19 protein-coding genes are annotated in these 18,722 nt (G+C 71.7%); 13 read left to right on the top strand and 6 right to left on the bottom strand.

Annotated features, from left to right (window positions below; genetic code table 11):
• The first annotated feature begins 35 nt into the window (after positions 1 to 35).
• Positions 36 to 1,223, top strand: coding sequence for an acyl-CoA dehydrogenase family protein (locus ACYVIH_RS14425; protein ID WP_460870154.1), 1,188 nt, complete (start codon positions 36 to 38; stop codon positions 1,221 to 1,223).
• 27 nt (positions 1,224 to 1,250) lie between these two features.
• Here the strand turns inward: ACYVIH_RS14425 and ACYVIH_RS14420 are convergent, their stop codons facing one another.
• Positions 1,251 to 1,511 carry a hypothetical protein gene (locus ACYVIH_RS14420; protein WP_460870153.1) on the bottom strand — a complete coding sequence of 87 codons (261 nt, stop codon included), beginning with the start codon at positions 1,509 to 1,511 and terminating at the stop codon, positions 1,251 to 1,253.
• Between the two features lie 119 nt (positions 1,512 to 1,630).
• Here ACYVIH_RS14420 and ACYVIH_RS14415 point away from each other — a divergent pair, with 119 nt between their 5' ends.
• The 11 genes from ACYVIH_RS14415 (at position 1,631) to era (ending at position 12,713) form a co-directional block, all read left to right on the top strand.
• Positions 1,631 to 2,653 (top strand): PhoH family protein, encoded by a 1,023-nt coding sequence (locus ACYVIH_RS14415; RefSeq protein ID WP_460870152.1) that lies wholly within the window; start codon positions 1,631 to 1,633, stop codon positions 2,651 to 2,653.
• Between the two features lie 34 nt (positions 2,654 to 2,687).
• The gene (ybeY, locus tag ACYVIH_RS14410; protein ID WP_460870151.1) at positions 2,688 to 3,218 is read left to right on the top strand and encodes an rRNA maturation RNase YbeY; all 531 of its coding nucleotides are present in this window, start codon (positions 2,688 to 2,690) and stop codon (positions 3,216 to 3,218) included.
• Complete coding sequence (locus ACYVIH_RS14405) at positions 3,215 to 4,558, top strand: hemolysin family protein (RefSeq protein WP_460870150.1); 1,344 nt, start codon at positions 3,215 to 3,217, stop codon at positions 4,556 to 4,558. Before ybeY ends, ACYVIH_RS14405 begins: the two co-directional genes overlap by 4 nt.
• A gap of 10 nt (positions 4,559 to 4,568) precedes the next feature.
• A complete protein-coding gene (locus tag ACYVIH_RS14400) occupies positions 4,569 to 4,913 on the top strand; it encodes a cytidine deaminase (RefSeq protein ID WP_460870149.1) in 345 nt (114 codons plus the stop codon).
• An 82-nt stretch (positions 4,914 to 4,995) separates the two neighbouring features.
• Positions 4,996 to 6,369: a TolB family protein gene (locus ACYVIH_RS14395; RefSeq protein ID WP_460870148.1), complete on the top strand. Its 1,374-nt coding sequence runs from the start codon at positions 4,996 to 4,998 to the stop codon at positions 6,367 to 6,369.
• A 51-nt stretch (positions 6,370 to 6,420) separates the two neighbouring features.
• Positions 6,421 to 7,845, top strand: coding sequence for an FAD-binding oxidoreductase (locus ACYVIH_RS14390; RefSeq protein ID WP_460870147.1), 1,425 nt, complete (start codon positions 6,421 to 6,423; stop codon positions 7,843 to 7,845).
• A complete protein-coding gene (locus ACYVIH_RS14385) occupies positions 7,842 to 9,137 on the top strand; it encodes a class I SAM-dependent methyltransferase (protein ID WP_460870146.1) in 1,296 nt (431 codons plus the stop codon). The genes ACYVIH_RS14390 and ACYVIH_RS14385 overlap by 4 nt, the downstream gene beginning before the upstream one ends.
• The gene (locus ACYVIH_RS14380) at positions 9,125 to 10,069 is read left to right on the top strand and encodes a DMT family transporter (RefSeq protein WP_460870145.1); all 945 of its coding nucleotides are present in this window, start codon (positions 9,125 to 9,127) and stop codon (positions 10,067 to 10,069) included. The genes ACYVIH_RS14385 and ACYVIH_RS14380 overlap by 13 nt, the downstream gene beginning before the upstream one ends.
• Before the next feature lie 260 nt (positions 10,070 to 10,329).
• The gene (locus ACYVIH_RS14375) at positions 10,330 to 10,881 is read left to right on the top strand and encodes an RNA polymerase sigma factor (protein ID WP_460870144.1); all 552 of its coding nucleotides are present in this window, start codon (positions 10,330 to 10,332) and stop codon (positions 10,879 to 10,881) included.
• Complete coding sequence (locus tag ACYVIH_RS14370) at positions 10,878 to 11,756, top strand: hypothetical protein (protein ID WP_460870143.1); 879 nt, start codon at positions 10,878 to 10,880, stop codon at positions 11,754 to 11,756. The genes ACYVIH_RS14375 and ACYVIH_RS14370 overlap by 4 nt, the downstream gene beginning before the upstream one ends.
• Positions 11,757 to 11,774: 18 nt before the next feature.
• The gene (gene era, locus ACYVIH_RS14365; protein WP_460870142.1) at positions 11,775 to 12,713 is read left to right on the top strand and encodes a GTPase Era; all 939 of its coding nucleotides are present in this window, start codon (positions 11,775 to 11,777) and stop codon (positions 12,711 to 12,713) included.
• A 37-nt stretch (positions 12,714 to 12,750) separates the two neighbouring features.
• On the opposite strand, the gene ACYVIH_RS14360 is transcribed toward era, so the two are convergent.
• The 4 genes from ACYVIH_RS14360 to ACYVIH_RS14345 are packed head-to-tail and all read right to left on the bottom strand — an operon-like array spanning position 12,751 to position 15,940.
• Positions 12,751 to 13,629 carry a septum formation family protein gene (locus ACYVIH_RS14360; RefSeq protein ID WP_460870141.1) on the bottom strand — a complete coding sequence of 293 codons (879 nt, stop codon included), beginning with the start codon at positions 13,627 to 13,629 and terminating at the stop codon, positions 12,751 to 12,753.
• Positions 13,626 to 14,417 carry a septum formation family protein gene (locus tag ACYVIH_RS14355; RefSeq protein WP_460870140.1) on the bottom strand — a complete coding sequence of 264 codons (792 nt, stop codon included), beginning with the start codon at positions 14,415 to 14,417 and terminating at the stop codon, positions 13,626 to 13,628. The genes ACYVIH_RS14360 and ACYVIH_RS14355 overlap by 4 nt, the downstream gene beginning before the upstream one ends.
• A gap of 21 nt (positions 14,418 to 14,438) precedes the next feature.
• Positions 14,439 to 14,933 (bottom strand): flavodoxin family protein, encoded by a 495-nt coding sequence (locus ACYVIH_RS14350; protein ID WP_460870139.1) that lies wholly within the window; start codon positions 14,931 to 14,933, stop codon positions 14,439 to 14,441.
• On the bottom strand, positions 14,930 to 15,940 hold the full coding sequence (locus ACYVIH_RS14345) for a GNAT family N-acetyltransferase (RefSeq protein WP_460870138.1): 1,011 nt from the start codon (positions 15,938 to 15,940) through the stop codon (positions 14,930 to 14,932). The genes ACYVIH_RS14350 and ACYVIH_RS14345 overlap by 4 nt, the downstream gene beginning before the upstream one ends.
• Before the next feature lie 204 nt (positions 15,941 to 16,144).
• On the opposite strand from ACYVIH_RS14345, the gene leuA reads away from it, so the two are divergent.
• Positions 16,145 to 17,893 (top strand): 2-isopropylmalate synthase, encoded by a 1,749-nt coding sequence (leuA, locus tag ACYVIH_RS14340; protein ID WP_460870137.1) that lies wholly within the window; start codon positions 16,145 to 16,147, stop codon positions 17,891 to 17,893.
• 15 nt (positions 17,894 to 17,908) lie between these two features.
• On the opposite strand, the gene ACYVIH_RS14335 is transcribed toward leuA, so the two are convergent.
• Positions 17,909 to 18,688, bottom strand: a complete 780-nt coding sequence (locus ACYVIH_RS14335) for a GNAT family N-acetyltransferase (RefSeq protein WP_460870136.1) — start codon at positions 18,686 to 18,688, stop codon at positions 17,909 to 17,911.
• Between the last annotated feature and the right edge of the window lie 34 nt (positions 18,689 to 18,722).

Raw genomic sequence — 18,722 nt, 5'->3', positions numbered from 1 at the left:
AACCCGACCCGACGAAGACCCCGGAAGGCAGTCCGATGGCCACCAAGAACCCGCAGCGCCCGCTGGACCTGTTCGGCACCGACGCCCTCGTCGACGAGGAGAGCCTCGCCATCCGCGACGCCGTGCGGCGCTTCGTGGACGACCGGGTGCGTCCCGAGATCGCCGACTGGTACGAAGCCGGATCGATGCCGGTCCGAGAGCTCGCCAAGGAGCTGGGCACGCTCGGGGTGCTCGGCATGCACCTCGAGGGCTACGGCTGCGCCGGTACGACGGCAACGGCGTACGGCCTGGCGTGCATGGAGCTCGAGGCCGGCGACTCGGGGCTGCGCAGCCTGGTGTCGGTGCAGGGCTCGCTGGCGATGTTCGCGATCTGGAAGCACGGCTCGGAGGAGCAGAAGCAGGAGTGGCTGCCGAGGATGGCCGCCGGCGAGGCGATCGGTTGCTTCGGGCTGACCGAGCCCGACTTCGGCTCCAATCCGGCCGGGATGCGCACGCGTGCCCGCCGTGACGGAGACGACTGGGTGCTGTCGGGCAACAAGATGTGGATCACCAACGGCTCGGTCGCCGACGTCGCCGTCGTCTGGGCCAGGGTCGACGACGAGGAGGGCCGGATCCGCGGGTTCGTCGTACCCACCGACACCCCGGGGTTCTCGGCGCCCGAGATCAAGAAGAAGATGTCGCTGCGGGCGTCGGTGACCTCCGAGCTGGTCCTCGACGACGTGCGGCTTCCGGCCTCGGCGATGCTCCCGGGGGCCGCCGGGCTCTCCGGCCCGCTGTCGTGCCTCAACGAGGCCAGGTACGGGATCGTCTTCGGTGCCCTCGGGGCGGCGCGCGACTGCCTGGAGACCGCGATCGCCTACAGCCGCGAGCGGGAGATCTTCGACAAGTCCCTGGCCGGCTACCAGCTCACCCAGGCCAAGCTCGCCGACATGACGCTGGAGCTCGGCAAGGGGATGCTGCTTGCGCTGCACCTCGGCGCGCTCAAGGACGCCGGCACGCTCCGCCCGGAGCAGGTGAGCCTGGGCAAGCTCAACAACGTGCGGGAGGCGATCGCGATCGCGCGGGAGTCGCGGACGCTGCTCGGGGCGGCCGGGATCACGCTCGAGTACCCGATCATGAGGCACGCCAACAACCTCGAGTCGGTGCTCACCTACGAAGGCACCTCCGAGGTGCACCAGCTGGTGATCGGCCAGGCGCTCACCGGCCAGCCCGCGTTCCGCTGAGACGGGCGCCAGGGCCGGCGGGTGCGGTCAGGGCAGCGAGCGGGCCACACCGAGGAGCAGCGGGAGGGTGGAGGCCAGCAGGAGCACCCACGCCACCAGCTTGTGAGAGATCTTCGCCGGGTCCAGCGAACCGGCCAGCGCGATCAGCGCGCCCTCCTCGGTGTTGCGGTCGAACCCCATCAGGCGTGCGTCGAGGGGGATCCCGCTCGGCCCGAGGAAGTCCTCGGGTGCGATCGGCTCGACCGGTCCGTCGTCGAGCGGGTCGGGGGTGGCGTCGTACTCCCGCATGGGCCCACTGTAGGAGCCCGCCGCCGAGGACGGGCAGCATCCCCGCGCCTCCCGTAGCATGGGAGGGCAGCACCTTGTCCTACTGACTCACCCGTGGAGGTCGGCCGCCAGGCCGTTCGATGACAGACACCGACAGTCCTCAGCACACCATCACCGTGCCGGCGAGCATCCCCATGGTGGCCCTCCTCGGCCCCGGCGACGAGCACCTGGCGCTGATCGAGAAGGCGTTCAAGGCCGACGTCCACGTCCGTGGCAACCAGATCACGCTGCGCGGGGAGTCCGCCGAGGTGGCCCTCGCCGAGCGGCTCATGGACGAGCTGGTCACGATCATCCGCACCGGCCAGGGCCTGACCACCGAGACCGTCGAGCGGGCGATCTCGATGCTGCGCGCGGAGACCAAGGAACGTCCCGCCGACGTCCTCAGCCTCAACATCCTCAGCAACCGCGGCCGCACGATCCGGCCCAAGACGCTGAACCAGAAGAAGTACGTCGAGGCGATCGACAAGCACACGATCGTGTTCGGGATCGGCCCGGCCGGCACGGGCAAGACCTACCTCGCGATGGCGAAGGCCGTGCAGGCGCTGCAGTCCAAGAACGTCAACCGGATCATCCTCACCCGGCCGGCCGTCGAGGCGGGGGAGCGGCTCGGGTTCCTGCCCGGCACGCTCAGCGAGAAGATCGACCCCTACCTGCGTCCGTTGTACGACGCCCTGCACGACATGCTCGACCCGGAGACGATCCCCAAGCTCCTCGCCGCCGGCACGATCGAGGTCGCGCCGCTGGCCTACATGCGCGGCCGCACGCTCAACGACGCGTTCATCATCCTCGACGAGGCGCAGAACACCTCGCCGGAGCAGATGAAGATGTTCCTCACCCGGCTCGGGTTCGGCTCGAAGATGGTGGTCACCGGCGACGTCACGCAGGTCGACCTTCCCGGTGGCATGAAGAGCGGCCTGCGCGTGGTCGAGGAGATCCTCACCGGCATCGAGGACGTCCACTTCAACCGGCTCACCTCCCACGACGTGGTCCGGCACCGCCTCGTCGGCCACATCGTGGCGGCGTACGACGAGTTCGAGGCCCGCCGTGAGAACGCCGAGCCCGCCGAGGGACGGCGCCCCGGGCCGCGCAGGGGTCCTGCGTGAGCACCTCCGACAGTCACCATCCCCGAGGGGTGTCATGAGCATCGAGATCCTCAACGAGTCCGGTGACGCGATCGACGTCGAGGAGCTCTCCCGGCTCTCGCGGTTCGTGATGGACCGGATGCGGGTGCACCCGCAGGCCGAGCTGTGCATCAAGCTCGTCGACGAGGCGACCATCGCCGAGCTCAACGAGCAGTGGATGGAGAAGCAGGGGCCGACCGACGTGCTCGCCTTCCCGATGGACGAGCTGCGGCCCGGCCTGCTCGACGAGGAGCCCGAGGAGGGCGTCCTCGGTGACCTGGTGGTGTGTCCCGCGGTGGCCGAGCGTCAGGCGGCCGAGGCCCGGGCCAAGGGCCAGTCCGGCTACGGCACCGCCGACGAGGTCGACCTGCTCACCGTCCACGGGATCTTGCACCTGCTCGGCTACGACCACGCCGAGCCCGAGGAGCATCGCGAGATGTTCGGGCTCCAGGCGCGGCTGCTCGCCGAGTGGCAGGGGGCCCGGACCGGTGAGGTGCTGCCCGGTGACGAGCCGGCCGGCCTGGCCCAGGAGGACGTCGAGCCGTGACCGCGGTCCACATCTGGCTGTTGGTGCTGGTGGCCGTCCTGGTCGTGATCGCCGGCCTGTTCAGCAGCGCGGAGGCGGCGCTCTCGTCGTTCTCGAAGGTGCGGGCCGAGGAGATCGCCCACGAGGGCAAGCCCGGCGCGAAGCGGCTGCTGACCGTCGTCGAGGACCCGGCGCGCTACATGAACACCGCGCTGTTCCTCCGGCTGCTCAGCGAGATCGGCGCCATCGTCCTCGCCTCCGTCGTGATGACCGACCTGATGGTCTCCCGCGACCCCGTCTCCGAACAGGTCGTCGGCCGGTGGTGGGCGGTGACCGTCACGGTGCTCGTGATGGTCGCCGTGTCCTTCGTCGTCGTCGGCGTCGCCCCGCGCACGGTCGGGCGCCAGCACTCCGAGCGAGTCGCGCTGCTCTCGGCCGGCCCGCTGATCGGCTTCACGAAGGTGTTCGGTCCCGTCGCGCAGCTGCTGATCCTGGTCGGCAACGCGATCACCCCCGGCCGTGGGTTCAGCGAGGGCCCGTTCGCCTCCGAGGCCGAGCTCCGCGAGCTCGTGGACCTGGCCGAGGCCAGCAGCGTGATCGAGTCAGGTGAGCGGGAGATGATCCACTCGGTCTTCGAGCTCGGCGACACGATCGTGCGCGAGGTGATGGTCCCGCGGACCGATGTCGTGTTCATCGAGCGCACCAAGACCCTGCGGCAGGCGATGTCGCTGGCCCTGCGCAGCGGCTACTCCCGGATCCCGGTGATCGGGGAGAACCTCGACGACATCGTCGGCTTCGCCTACCTCAAGGACATCACCAAGCGGGTCTTCGACCGCCACGAGGCCGAGCAGACCGAGAAGGTCGACTCGGTGATGCGTCCGGTGCTCTACGTCCCCGACTCCAAGCCGGTCGACGAGCTCCTGCGCGAGATGCAGGCCCAGCGCAAGCACGTGGCGGTCGTCGTCGACGAGTACGGCGGCACGGCCGGGCTGGTCACGATCGAGGACGTCCTGGAGGAGATCGTCGGTGAGATCACCGACGAGTACGACGAGGCGCGGGTCGACGTCGAGCGTCTGGCCAACGGCGCCACCCGGGTCAGCTCGCGCTACCCCGTCGACGACCTCGACGACCTCTGCGGGGTCCCGATCGACGACGACGACGTGGACACCGTGGGTGGACTCATGGCCAAGTACCTCGGCCGGGTGCCGATCCCGGGCTCGGTCGTCGAGGTGGAGGGTCTGCGCTTCGAGGCCGAGGCCCCGACGGGGCGCCGCAACCGGATCGGCACCGTGCTGATCACGCGCGTGGAGACACCGGGCGAGCGGTCCGAGGCCGAGCTCACCGACACCCAGGCCGGCTGAAGGACGAGGCATGATCGAGATCAGCGATCCGGAGGACAAGAAGATCCTCACCCTGGCCCGCTCCACCCGAGCCCGCACCGGAGCTGCGCAAGGGGCATGCCTCCGGGACACCGACGGGCGGACCTACGCCGCCGCCAGCGTCGAGCTGGCCTCGCTCCGGCTCACCGCGGTGCAGGTTGCGGTCGCGATGGCGGTCTCCAGCGGGGCCCCGGGCCTCGAGGCCGTCGCCGTGCTGGCCGACCCCCCGGCCGTCGCGGACACCGACCTCGCCGCCGTACGCGACCTCGCCGGGGCCGGCGTCACCGTGCTGGTCGGCACCCCGGACGGCACGGTGCAGGAGACCTTGACCACCTGAGGTCCAGCCCTCCAGGGAAACCCCTTGCGGGGGTGGCGCCCCGGGATCATGCTGACCCCAGCCGTCAACGGGGGGAGCTCGCATGCACACTGCATCTCGTCGCACCGCTGCTTCGAGCCTCGCCCTGGCCGCCGCCCTGGTCGCAGCCCTGGCCACCGTCCCGGGCCCGCCCGCCGGTGCGGCTGCCGGTGCGGCTGCCGGCGCGGCCACCGGTCGGGGTGACGCCACGGAGGTGTCCTGGCGGGTGCATCGGGTCTCCGTCGCCACCGACGGCACTCCTGCGTCCGCCCCGGACGACGACCAGGCCGCCTACCGCGTCCCCTCGATCTCCGACGACGGCCGGTTCGTGGCGTTCTCCTCCTCCGCCGAGCACCTCGTGGCCGGCGACGACAACGGGGTGGCCGACGTCTTCGTCCATGACCGGCGGACGAACCGGACCCGCCGGATCTCCGTCGGGCCGTCCGGCCGGCAGGCCGACGGCAGCAGCTTCGCGCCCGCGATCTCCGGGGACGGCCGCTTCGTCGTCTTCGCCTCGCGGGCCACGAACCTCGTCCGGGCCGACCGGGACCGTCGCCCCGACGTCTACCTCCGTGACCGCCGCACGGGCGTGACGCGACTGGTGTCCGTCGAGGTCCCCGCGCCGTGGTCCCGCGGCGACCAGCTGGCCCCGGCGGTGTCCGTGCACGGCAGGTACGTCGCGTTCTCCGCCCACCGGGTCCGCCGCGACGTGGGCTCGGTGAGTGTGGTCTTCCTCCGGGACCGCAGGACGGGCACGACCGAACGGGTCGCCGGCACTGTCACGGGCTACACGTCCGGACCGCAGCTGTCGGCCCGTGGCCGGTTCGTGGCGGTGACCTCCACCGCTGCGCTGACACCTGACGACACGGACGAGTCCTCCGACGTCTTCGTCGTGGACCGCGCCACCGGCGTCGTCCGCCGGGTCGACGTCGGCGAGGGACGCAGCTCGCGCACGGCCGTGGTGATGCCCTCCATGTCCGGCGACGGCCGCCGGGTCGCGGTACAGGTCTTCGAGGGCACCTCCCGGGAGGGCTCGACGACGAACATCTGGGTGTGGGACCGCCCCAGTGGTGTCGCCCGAGTCGTCTCGAGCACGTCCGACGGCAGGGTGCTCGCGGCCGGAGCGGCGCCCGACCCGGCGAGGCCCACCGCGATGTCGGGCAACGGGCGCTACGTCGCGTTCGTGGCGGCTGGCCGGCTCACGCCACGCGACCGCAACCCCGGCTGGGACCTCTATGTCCGCGACCTGCGCACCGATGCACTCTCCCTGGTCACCGAGGGGTACGCCGAGGAGCGGGTGGACGGGAGCACCTTCGGCGTCGACGCCGACCGCGACGGCTCGGCACTGGCCTTCGTGTCCGACGCGACGGAGCTGGTCCCTCGCGACACCACCGACGGCCCCGAGGTCTTCGTCGCGCTGCGGCGGATCTCGCGGTAGGTCGTGGGCGACCTCGTCGCGCCGAGCGCCGATGCTCGCTAGGTTGGCCGGATGAGCCAGGTGGCCGGCGCGACAGGACCGGTCCGGGTGGTCGGCCCGGACGCACACGCTGCTGCGGTGCGACGCCTCCGCGCGTCGTACGACGCGATCCCCGACGACGCGCCCGTCCGCCTAGCCAAGCGCACCTCCAACCTCTTCCGGCACCGCTCGTCGGTAGTGGCGCAGGGGCTCGACGTGTCCGGGCTCGACGGCGTGGTCGCGATCGACCCGGCCGCGCGCACCGCCGACGTGCAGGGCATGTGCACCTACGAGGACCTGGTGGACGTGACCCTCGCCCACGGACTCATCCCGCTGGTGGTGCCTCAGCTGCGCACGATCACCCTCGGCGGAGCGGTCACCGGGCTCGGCATCGAGGCGACGTCGTTCCGCAACGGCCTGCCCCACGAGTCGGTGCTCGAGATGGACGTGCTCACCGGCGACGGGCGGATCGTCACCGCCACCCCCGACGGGCCGGCCGCGGACCTGTTCGCCGCGTTTCCCAACTCCTACGGCAGCCTCGGCTACGCCACCAGGATCCGGATCGAGCTCGAGCCGGTGCCGGGGTACGTCGACCTGCGGCACGTCGCGTTCGACGACCTCGACGAGCTCGCGGCCGCCGTCGAACGGATCGTCGCGGACCGGGCCTGGGAGGGGACCCGGGTCGAGGGGCTCGACGGCGTGGTCTTCGAGCCCGGGGAGGCCTACCTGACCCTGGCCACCTGGCGCGTCGAGGCACCGGCCGGTCAGCCGTCCGACTACACCGGCCAGAGGATCTACTACCGCTCGATCCAGGAGCGCGGGCACGACGTGCTGACCATGCACGACTACCTGTGGCGCTGGGACACCGACTGGTTCTGGTGCTCGCGGGCCTTCGGCGCGCAGCATCCGCTCGTGCGCCGGGTGTGGCCGCGCCGGCTGCGCCGCAGCGACGTGTACCACCGCCTGGTCGGGCTCGAGAACCGCTACCGGGTGATGAGCCGCATCGAGGGCCGGCGTGGGTTGCCCGCTCGGGAGCGCGTGATCCAGGACGTCGAGGTCCCGGTCGCCCGGACGCCGGAGTTCCTGCGCTGGTTCGACGCACACATCGGGATGCGGCCGGTGTGGCTGTGCCCGCTGCGGCTCAGGCAGCCCGCCGGCGCCGGCAGCGAGCGAGCCTGGCCGTCGTACCCCCTCGACTCGGGGACGACCTACGTCAACGTGGGCTTCTGGGGGACCGTGCCGATGGCGCCGGGCGCCGCCGACGGTGACCTCAACCGGTCGATCGAGCAGCAGGTCACCGAGCTGGGTGGGCACAAGTCGCTGTACTCCGACGCCTACTACGACCGGGCCACCTTCGACCGGCTCTACGGCGGCGCCAACCTGGCGAGGGTCAAAGCGGACTACGATCCTCGTAATCGACTGACGGGACTGTACGAGAAGGCGGTGGGCCGGCGATGACGACGACAGCCAGCGACCTGACCGTGACCATCGGTGAGGCGATCACCCGGCTGATGCCGGACGGGGTGCCGTTCCGGTTCACGGCCTACGACGGCAGCACCGCGGGCCCGCCGGACGCACCGGTCGCCCTGCACCTGCGCAACGAGCGCGGGCTGTCCTACATCCTCACCGCACCGGGCGACCTCGGCATGGCCCGGGCCTACGTCTCCGGGGACCTCGAGATCGAGGGCGCCCATCCCGGTGACCCCTACGACGCGATGCGCGTGCTGATGAGCAGGCTGAGCTTCAAGATGCCGCCACCGGCGGAGCTGGTCCGCATCGTGCGCAGCATCGGCCTGAACCACCTCAAGCCGCCGCCGCCCCCACCCGAGGAGCACCTGCCGCGCTGGCGGCGACTGCTCGAGGGCATGCGGCACTCGCGCGAGCGCGACGCGGTCGCGATCAGCCACCACTACGACGTCTCCAACCGGTTCTACGAGATGGTGCTCGGGCCGTCGATGACCTACACCTGCGCGGTGTTCCCGCACGAGGACGCGAGTCTCGAGCAGGCGCAGGCCGAGAAGTACGACCTGGTCTGTCGCAAGCTGGGCCTGGAGCCGGGGATGCGGCTGCTCGACGTCGGCTCGGGCTGGGGCGGGATGGTCCGCCACGCCGCCCGCGAGTACGGGGTCACGGCCGTCGGGGTGACCCTCTCGCGCAACCAGGCCGACTGGGCGCGCGAGGCGATCGCCCGGGAGGGCCTGGCCGACCGGGCCGAGGTGCGGTTCGGCGACTATCGCGACATCGCCGAGGGCGGCTTCGACGCGGTCAGCTCGATCGGCCTGACCGAGCACATCGGGGTGCGCAACTACGGCGCGTACTTCTCCTTCCTGCGGTCGCGGCTGCGACCCGGTGGCCGGCTGCTGAACCACTGCATCACCCGGCCGGACAGCAACGCCCGGGCCGAGACCGGGGCGTTCATCGACCGCTACGTCTTCCCCGACGGGGAGCTGGCCAGCTCGGGCCGGATCATCACCGAGATGCAGGACGCCGGGCTCGAGGTCCGCCACGAGGAGAACCTCCGCGAGCACTACGCGCTGACCCTGAAGGGCTGGTGCCGCAACCTCATGGAGAACTGGGACGAGTGCGTGGCGGAGGCCGGCCTCGGCACCGCCAAGGTCTGGGGGCTCTACATGGCCGGGTCGCGGCTGGGCTTCGAGCGCAACGAGATCCAGCTGCACCAGGTGCTCGCCTCCCGCACCGACGGCTCCGGCAGGTCCGGCTTCCCGCTGCGGCCCACGTGGCTCAGCTGAGCAGCCAGGCCGACCCGCCGACCGACCCGCCGACGGGACAGCAGGCAGCACGCGCAGGTCGCCCGTTCACCTCCGCCCTGCTGGTGCTGTCCGGCGCCTCGCTGTTCGGGACGGTCGGCACCGCCCAGGCCCTGGGGCCGGACGTGCCGGCCGGCTCGCTGGCGGCGACGCGGCTGCTGCTCACCGCCGTGGTGTTCGTGCTGGTCGCCGTCGCGACCGGGCAGGGCGCAGGGATCCGGCCCGCCCTGCGCACCGCGCCCGCGTGGCTGGCCGGGCTGGGTCAGGGTGCGTTCAACCTGTTCTTCCTCGCCGCGATGAAGGAGACCGGCGTCGCGATCGGCACGCTCGTCGCGATCGGCGCGACCCCGGTGCTGACCGGTCTGATCGCCCGCCACGTGAGCCGGCTGTGGCTCGGAGCGACCGCCGTGGCCGTGGCCGGCCTGGGGCTGCTGGTCACCGGGCAGCAAGGCGGCGCGACCGCTTCTGGCGCCGGGGTCGCTCTCGCGCTGGGTGCGGCGGCGAGCTATGCGACGTACATCGTCGCCGGCAACGCGGCCGAGGTGAGAGGGACGCCGACCCAGCCCTTCCTCGCCGCGGCCTTCACCGTCTCCGCGCTGCTCACGCTGCCCTGGCTGCTGGTCGGCGACCTCGGCTGGGTCACCGGTGGCGGAGGGCTCGTGCTGGGCTACCTCGTGGCGGTGCCGACGGTGCTCGCCTACAGCCTGTTCAACCGGGGCCTGCGTGGGGTCCGGTCGAGCACCGCGTCCACGCTGGCCCTCGTCGAGCCGGTGGTCGCGGCCAGCCTGGCCTACCTGCTCCTCGGCGAGCGGTTGGGTGCAACCGGCCTCGTCGGAGCGGCCATGATCCTGCTCGGTCTGCTGCTGATCGTGCGCAGCACGGCGTCGCCGGAAAAAACTTCCGGACCCGCGTAACCTCCGGGACCCCGCCGGCGATTACGTGAGTGTCAAGGTGAGGTGCCCACGACCTCGCTTTGGGGGACCCGACGACGTGCTTGTCCGGACGAGCCCGGCGGAGGGTCCCCCAACGACATTCTTTTGATGACATTTCTGGCACGAAGGAGGCCCGAGACTCTGCGAAACCGTCGCTGACCAGCGACACTGGGACCCGACACCACGCTCGCACCAAGCATTCACGCGAGCCGCGAGACGAGGTCCAGCCGGGAGGAGCACCGATGACGGGTCTGCACGACACCGTCGTCGAAGCCGCCGGCCGAGGCGACACCGGGGCGGTCGAGACCGTCTACAGGACGCTGGCCCCCCGCGTGCTGGGCTATCTGAAGGCCCGAGGGGTCGACGACCCCGAGGGCCTCACGAACGAGGTCTTCGTCGCCGTCCTGCCGCGCATGCCTGACGTCCGCGGTGGTGCTGCTGGTCTGCGGACGCTGGTCTTCTCGATCGCCCACGCACGCGCGGTCGACGACCATCGGCGGCGATCGAGGGCACCCGTCCTGAGCCTCTACGAGCCGGAGCTCGACACCCGGCAGGTGGACTCGGCGGAGGCCGAGGCGATGGCCACGGTGACCACGGCAGAGCTCGGACAGCTCCTCGACTCGCTCGGGGAGGACCAGCGTGCCGTGGTGATGTTGCGGGTGCTCGGTGATCTCTCCTTGGAGGAGACCGCAGGAGTGCTCGGCAAGTCGGTGGGATCGGTGAAGCAGCTCCAGCGTCGCGGGCTTCTGCGGCTTCGTGAGCTCATGAGTGAGTCGGAGAGGAGGGGGTCGTGATGGAGTCACACGAGCGCTTGCGCAGCATGCTCCTCGAGTCGGGGATCGAGGAGGACGACCACCAGCCCCTCCTGGAGTCCCTCACCGCCCTGCACGACCGGTACGTCGACGACACCGTGCCCGAGCCCAGCCCCGAGCTCGCTGCGCTCCTCGCCGGAGCCGCCAAGGTCGTCCGGGCACCGTTCGGGACCAGACGGGCCCGACTGCTCGTCGCCGGTGCGGTCGCCCTCGGCGCGGTCGGGGTGGGCGGTGTCGCGGCCGCCGCGACCAACGAGCTGCCCAGCGGGGCCCAGCAGTTCGTCGCGGAGTTCTCCGAGCGTTACCTGCCCTTCCACCTGCCACGTCCCGAGGTGGCCCCGGAGGCCGACGACGAGGCTCCCGAGCCGCCGCCGGTCGTGAGCACCGAGGGCGACGACGAGCCCGCGCCCTCCGACCGGCCGTCCCGGCCGGCGAGGTCCCCGCGCAGCAAGCCGAGCCCGTCGGTCGTGCCGGCGCCCTCCAGCCCGGTGCCGTCCCCGAGCACGCCCGAGGAGCCGAGCAGCGAGCCGGAGAGCCCCTGGCCCTCCGAGCTGCTGCCCACGCCGAGCGCGGAGCCGAGCAGCGGCGAGGGTGACGGATCCGAGGACCCTCAGGCCGCCCCGAGCGAGCCGTCCGGGCAGACCCCCGAGCCGACGCCGACCGAGGAGCCCGAGGATCCCAGCGCCGGGCCCAGCCCGACAGAGCCGGACCCGGAGCCCAGCCCGACGAGCTCGCCGAGCGGAGATCCCGACGCCACGGTCAGCACCCGGAAGGTGGCCGACGAGCCGACGACGTCCGGCACGTCGATGACGCCGGTGTCCTCCGGCGGCACCGGCGCCTCCGCCACCGGCCGCTGACGGTGACACAATCACCGCGTGCCTGAGAACTCGTCGCCACCTCCCGCCTTCCGCAGCGGCTTCGCCTCCTTCGTGGGGCGGCCCAACGCCGGCAAGTCCACCCTGACCAACGCGCTGGTGGGGACCAAGGTGGCGATCACCTCCTCCCGGCCGCAGACCACGCGGACCGTGGTCCGTGGCATCGTGCACCGCCCGGACGCCCAGCTCGTGCTCGTGGACACCCCGGGCCTGCACCGCCCGCGGACCCTGCTCGGTGAGCGCCTCAACGACCTGGTGAAGACGACGTGGGCCGAGGTCGACGTCGTCGCGGTCTGCTTCCCCGCCAACGAGAAGATCGGGCCCGGGGACCGGTTCATCGTCAACGAGCTGGCCAAGGTACGCCGGACCACGAAGGTCGCCGTGGCGACGAAGACGGACCTGGCCACACCGGAGCAGCTCGGCGAGCACCTCCTCGCGATCGCCCGGCTGGGTGAGGAGACCGGCACCGAGTGGGCCGAGATCGTCCCGGTCTCCGCGGTCAGCGGCAGCCAGGTGAAGCTGCTGGAGGACCTCCTGGTCGCGCAGCTGCCCGAAGGGCCGGCGCTCTACCCCGACGGGGAGCTCACCGACTCGCCCGAGGAGGCGATCGTCGCCGAGCTGATCCGTGAGGCAGCGCTCGAGGGGGTGCGGGACGAGCTGCCGCACTCGATCGCGGTGGTGGTCGAGGAGATGGGCCTGCGCGAGGGCCGGCCGGAGGACAAGCCGCTGCTCGACATCCACGCGAACGTGTTCGTCGAGCGGTCCTCGCAGAAGGGGATCGTGATCGGCCACAAGGGGTCCCGGCTGCGCGAGGTCGGCACAGCAGCCCGCCAGCAGATCGAGGCGATGCTCGGCACCCCGGTCTACCTCGACCTGCACGTCAAGATCGCCAAGGACTGGCAGCGCGACCCCAAGCAGCTGCGCCGCCTCGGGTTCTAGGCGGTCCGGCGTCCCGCCCGGCCCTCACCTCGCCGCATCAGCGGCGAGACGGCATCCAGCAGTAGCCGTAGCGCTGGCCGGACTCCCACTGCTCGCGCGTGGGCCATTCCCAGCCGTACCTGAACCGTTCCGCGCCCCCGCTGGCCCGCCGCACCCGGTCTCGGCACGCCTCGTCGCCGGCGCGGCGTACCGCTCCGACACCCGGGTAGCGGTCGCCGGCGATCCTGATCGTCGCCAGCGCCTTCCACGTGTGCGGTCGCGAGCAGATCACCCGGTCGAAGCCGGCCGAGCCCGGGGCCGCGGTGCCACACAGGCCGAACTCGTCCCGGGCGTCGCGGCGGTCGAGGGCGCCGACGAGCCGCTTGGGCGCCGGTAGCGGGGCGAGCGTCGACCCGCGGCCTAGGGCCACCACGTCGCAGCGGAACCAGCTCGCGCCCTCGTCGGACTCCGCCAGGGTGGGGCTGAACCAGACCGGCCGGAGCCGGCTGAGCGCGCGCTCCTCGCGAGAACCGCCGACGTGGTCGACGAACTCCCGGGAGCAGGAGCGCTGGACCTGGCGCTGGGCCAGCGCGGAGTCCACCGCGAGCAGGTGGCCGTCGACGACGGTCTCGAGTCGCCCGACGTGGAAGGTCTGCGCGGTGTGCCGGTCGCGGCACGAGACCGGGCCCTCCTCGCTGGTCGGCTGGGTGGCGGCGTCGAAGTCGAGGTCGTAGCAGGCGCCGGCCTTCGGGGCGGGTGGCTCGGTGGCGCGGGCCGGCTCCGAGGTGGTGGGCGGCGTCGAGGTCGCGACGACGGTCGCCGGCTCGGACGGTGTCGTCTTCTCCCGGCTCGCCGGGTCACCGCCGGTGCACGAGGCCAGCAGCAGCGCGGCGACCACCGCGACCGTCGTACCCGTGCCCCGTCTCGTGGCGCTCACTTGTCCGTGCGGGCCCAGCAGACCGACCGGCGGTTGCCGGCCTCCCACTCGGCCTTCCGGAAGAAGGTGTAGCCGAACTCGTAGTCGACCGGGTAGTTCAGCCAGGCGCCGACGGAGTCGGAGCAGAAGTCGCGGGTGCGCGCCGCCACGAGCGCGTCGCCGGGGTAGTCGTCCTCCTCGCGGCCCACCTTGATGGTGGTGACCGCGCGCCAGTCGTGCGGCTCCGAGCACGGCACCTTCTCCGACCCGGCGACGGTGTCACCGACCGCGCAGGTCATCCAGCTGTCGTCGGGACGGCCCAGCAGCAGACCCTTGGCGGTCTTCGGCAGCAGCCGCAGCTGCTCGGACTCCTCGGTGCCCGCCACCGCGTCGCAGCGGTACCACCGGGCGCCTGCCTCCCACGCCGCCTCGGAGGGCCGGAACCACGCCCAGCTCAGCAGCGAGCGCATCACGGTGCTCTCGTCGCCGCCGAGGAAGGCCTGGAACTTCTTCGAGCACGTCGTGTAGATGTGCGCGCCCAGCTCTGGGTCGTCGACCTCGGCTCCCTTCGCGAGCTCGGCGGGGAAGGTGCCGACCGCGAACGTCTCGGCGGTGTGCTCCTCGCTGCACTCGACAACGTCGTCGTCGTTGCTCGACTCACCGATGTCCTCCGGGGTGAGCACCCGGCAGTCACCGAGCCCCGGTGGCTCGGTCCGGCCGTCGCTCCCGGAGTCGTCGGAGCCGGCCTGCCCACAGCCGGCGAGGAGCATCACGAGAGCTGCGGCAGAGGCTGCCAGGCGGGGGAGCAAGCGGCGTCCTTGTCGTGGAGATCAGGGGGCGAGGAGTGCTGCGATGGTACCCCCGAGCTCGTAGGCCGAAGCGTGGTGCTCCTCGCTCACGTCACCGAGCACCTCGAGCACCTCCGCCGACTGGCGCCAGCCCAGCGCACCGACGATCGAGAGCACCGAGCGCACGGCGCCGGCGGTGTCGTAGCGGCCGTGCACGAACAGCCCGAACGGTCGCCCGGCAGTGCTGCCGCTCGACTCGTCCGGCGCCCCGGACGACGACAGCGAGCCACCGACCTGGAGGAAGGTCGAGTCGAAGAAGTGCTTGAGCGCGCCGCTCATGTAGCCGAAGTTCGCCGGGGTGCCGAGCAGGTAGCCGTCGGCGACGAGCACGTCCTCCGCGGTCGCCTCGAGAGCCGGTCGTACGACGACCTCGACTCCCTGGATCTGGTCGTCCTGGGCTCCGGCGAGGGCGGCGTCGAGCAGCGCCTGCACCGAGCGCGTGGGGGAGTGGTGTACGACGAGCAGGGTCTTCGTCACAGGCCGGCCTCCCGGAGCCGGAAGCTCTCGTTGTAGCCGATCAGGCTCGCCCCGAGCCGCTCGTTGACGGCGATCATGTGGTGGTTCGTGACGTCGTTCCAGGTGTCGGTCGCGGCGACCTCGGGACGTTCGTGGGCGACCCAGCGGAGCATGCCGGCCTTCATCAGCAGGCCGAGACGGTGCCCGCGGTGGGCGCGCACGACGGAGGTGTCCTCCTGGTGGGCGATCGTCGGGTCGAACTCGTCCACGCACAGCATCGACAGGCCCGCCCAGTCACCGGTGGTGCGGTGCCGGGCCAGCACCCGGTAGACGGTCTGCCGCCGCTCGGCCATCGCCCGGTCGTAGGCACGGACCCGCTCGGTGTCCCAGTGGTCCGGCTCGGAGGCGGGATCCTCCAGCGGTGCGTCGTTGATCGCGGCGTGCAGGGTCACCAGGTCGGGCAGCAGCTCGGCCGGCGTCGGCCCGACGAGGTGCACCAGCTCGTAGTCCGACGCCCGCGCCGACGCCTCGTCGTACAGCCGGTCCCACTGGCCGTGCGGCGCGCCGTGCACGTCCACGCGGCGCACCGCGTTGACCCCGAGCCCGTCGGCGGAGAAGCCCAACGCCCGGAGTGCCGGGACGCCGTCGCTGCCCCGCCAGGCGCTGGAGTAGATCCGGGTCCGTCCCTCGGCGCCGGCGAGGCCGACGGCGGCGTCCACCAGGGCCCGGCCGAGGCCGCGGCGGCGGGCGTCGGGGTGCACGGCGCCGCCGAGATACGCCGCGTCGGTGTTGTCCTCCACCGGCAGGTGGGCGAAGCCGTAGCCGACCAGCCGGTCGGCGTCGCGGGCCAGCCACAGCCCTGCGACCGGCCGCCCGTTCGACCCCAGCTGCAAGGTCTTCATCCGCGTCGGACCGACCGGCGGTGCGAGCGCGAGACCGGTGGCGGCGACCGAGGCCCGGTCGGTCTCGGCGATCGCGTCGGCGATGTCGAGGTCCAGGTCGAGCGGGTCGATGCGTGCGATGTCCACCCGGTCATTCAACACCGGGGTTGTCCCGGTTTCCGGGCCGGGCAGACGGGCTCGGCGTGGAGCAGGTAGTCTGGTCGGCATCATGACGCGTCAGCTTCTCCTTCTTGGCTGCCGCAGCGAGGTTCGCTAACAGACCGGACCCCCTCGCTGCGGAGTTCGTCGTTGCATCCGGACCACGACACCAGACCCGAAGCGAGACACCTCATGACGAAGTTCCAGAGCAATCCTCAGCAGCCCAGCGGCATGCCCTTCCACCGCTACACCGCGTTCCCGGCTGTCGAGGTCCCCGAGCGCACCTGGCCCGACAGGCAGATCACCAAGGCGCCGCGCTGGTGCGCGGTCGACCTGCGCGACGGCAACCAGGCACTGATCGACCCGATGACGCCGGCTCGCAAGAAGAAGATGTTCCAGCTGCTCGTCGACATGGGCTACAAGGAGATCGAGGTCGGCTTCCCGGCGGCGTCGCAGACCGACTACGACTTCGTGCGGATGCTGATCGAGGAAGACCTGATCCCCGACGACGTCGTGATCCAGGTGCTGACCCAGGCCCGCGAGCACCTGATCGAGCGCACCTACGAGTCGCTGCGGGGCGCCAAGCAGGCGATCGTGCACCTGTACAACTCCACCTCGACCCTGCAGCGCCGGGTGGTCTTCGGCCTGGACATGGACGGCATCGTCGACATCGCCGTGACCGGCGCGCGGCTGTGCCGGAAGTTCGAGGAGACCATCCCCGAGACCACCGTCTACTACGAGTACTCCCCGGAGTCCTACACCGGCACCGAGCTGGAGTTCGCCGCGCGGGTCTGCAACGAGGTGCTCGAGGTCTTCGAGCCGACCGCTGAGAAGCCGGTGATCATCAACCTGCCGGCGACCGTGGAGATGGCCACGCCCAACGTCTACGCCGACTCGATCGAGTGGATGAACCGCCACCTGAACCACCGCGAGCACGTGGTGCTGTCCCTGCACCCGCACAACGACCGGGGCACGGCAGTCGCGGCGGCCGAGCTGGGCTACCAGGCCGGCGCCGACCGGATCGAGGGCTGCCTGTTCGGCAACGGCGAGCGCACCGGCAACGTCTGCCTGGTGACGCTGGGGCTGAACATGTTCACCCAGGGCGTCGACCCCGAGATCGACTTCTCCGACATCGACGAGATCCGCCGCACCGTGGAGTACTGCAACCAGCTGCCGGTGCACGAGCGTCACCCCTACGGCGGCGACCTGGTCTACACGGCGTTCTCCGGCTCGCACCAGGACGCGATCAAGAAGGGCTTCGAGGCCCTGGAGCGCGACGCAGCCGCGGCCGGCGTGCCCGTCGACGAGCACCCCTGGGGTGTGCCCTACCTGCCGATCGACCCCAAGGACGTGGGCCGCTCCTACGAGGCCGTGATCCGGGTCAACAGCCAGTCCGGCAAGGGCGGCGTGGCCTACATCATGAAGTCCGAGCACAAGCTGGACCTGCCGCGCAGGCTGCAGATCGAGTTCAGCCGGGTGATCCAGGAGCACACCGACGGGGAGGGTGGCGAGATGTCACCCGAGGCGATCTGGGCGGACTTCGAGCGGGAGTACCTCGCCCGCGAGACGCCACTGAAGCTGAACTCCGTGCACACCTCGTCGGCGGCGGGGGAGAAGGACGCACTGTCGGTAAACGTGTACGTCGACGGCCGCCTGCGCACGCTGGAGGGCACCGGCAACGGCCCGATCGCGGCCTTCGTCAACGCGCTCAACGAGATGGTCGCCGAGGAGCAGGCGGCGGGGAACCCGGTCTACGCCGACCGGACCGACGTCCGGGTGCTCGACTACGCCGAGCACGCGCTCTCCTCGGGCGGTGACGCGATCGCCGCGGCCTACGTCGAGTGCGCGGTGGGCGGCCAGGTGCTGTGGGGTGTCGGGCTGGACCCGAACATCGTGACCGCGTCGCTGAAGGCCGTGATCTCCGCGGTCAACCGCGTCTGAGGTCAGGCGGCGGGCTCAGCCCTCGATCGGCTCGGCGATGCAGGCGGTGCCCACCCGGCGGAAGCCGATCCGTTCGTAGACCCGCGCCACGGCGTCGTCCTGGGCGGAGAGGAACACCGTCTCCACGCCGCGCCGGCGGGCGTCCGCGACGAGTGCTGCGGTGATCGCCGCTCCGAAGCCCTGGCGCCGCGCACGCGGCAGCACGGCGATCCCGGTCAGCTCGGTGGTGCTCCCGCGCGGCGAGTGGGAGCCGCCTCCGACGGGACCGTGAGCGTCGTACGCCCCGGCCATCACCAGCAGGCCCGAGCCGGTCAGCCGGGCCAGGCGTCCCGCTCGGGGCTCGGTCGATGGTTCCGGGAGCCGGTTGTGCCCGGCGAATCCGGCACCGACCGCTGCCGAGACCGTCGCGAGGTCGGGGGAGTGGGGGTCGAGAATCCGGACGCCGGAGCCGGGCGGCAGGCTGACGTCGACCGCTGGTGTGTCGCCGGGCAGCACCAGCAGCGGGCACTCCGCGACGTGCATCCCCGCCTCACGCGCAGCGGCGAGAAGGGTGGGTGTCGTCTCGTGGACCCACTCGAGACTCTCCGGCACGCCGAGCTCACGCTGCCTTCTGCGCACCTCCTCGACGTGCGCGGCGGTGAACGGCCCGGCGTGACCCAGGGAGGGGCGCGCGTAGAACGGCCAGCCCTCCTCGTCGGTGCGGATGAAGAGCGTGAACGGGCCGACCTCCTCGGCGGTGGCCAGGGGCCGGGGCGCGGCGTCGTAGTAGGTCTCCAGGACCGGGCTGAGAGTCACCCGCAGAGCATCCCACCGTCGGGCACCGGACCCA

It is taken from the genome of Nocardioides pakistanensis, from assembly GCF_054781215.1.
This window is presented reverse-complemented; position numbering and strand designations above follow the sequence as displayed.

Excerpts from the sequence above, each read along its gene's own strand:
- ybeY (WP_460870151.1), top strand. The coding sequence starts at position 2,688 with ATGAGCATCGAGATCCTCAACGAGTCCGGTGACGCGATCGACGTCGAG.
- ACYVIH_RS14375 (WP_460870144.1), top strand. The coding sequence starts at position 10,330 with ATGACGGGTCTGCACGACACCGTCGTCGAAGCCGCCGGCCGAGGCGAC.
- leuA (WP_460870137.1), top strand. The coding sequence starts at position 16,145 with ATGACGAAGTTCCAGAGCAATCCTCAGCAGCCCAGCGGCATGCCCTTC.
- ACYVIH_RS14415 (WP_460870152.1), top strand. The coding sequence starts at position 1,631 with ATGACAGACACCGACAGTCCTCAGCACACCATCACCGTGCCGGCGAGC.
- ACYVIH_RS14395 (WP_460870148.1), top strand. The coding sequence starts at position 4,996 with ATGCACACTGCATCTCGTCGCACCGCTGCTTCGAGCCTCGCCCTGGCC.
- ACYVIH_RS14400 (WP_460870149.1), top strand. The coding sequence starts at position 4,569 with ATGATCGAGATCAGCGATCCGGAGGACAAGAAGATCCTCACCCTGGCC.
- ACYVIH_RS14425 (WP_460870154.1), top strand. The coding sequence starts at position 36 with ATGGCCACCAAGAACCCGCAGCGCCCGCTGGACCTGTTCGGCACCGAC.
- ACYVIH_RS14385 (WP_460870146.1), top strand. The coding sequence starts at position 7,842 with ATGACGACGACAGCCAGCGACCTGACCGTGACCATCGGTGAGGCGATC.
- ACYVIH_RS14390 (WP_460870147.1), top strand. The coding sequence starts at position 6,421 with ATGAGCCAGGTGGCCGGCGCGACAGGACCGGTCCGGGTGGTCGGCCCG.
- ACYVIH_RS14420 (WP_460870153.1), bottom strand. The coding sequence starts at position 1,511 with ATGCGGGAGTACGACGCCACCCCCGACCCGCTCGACGACGGACCGGTC.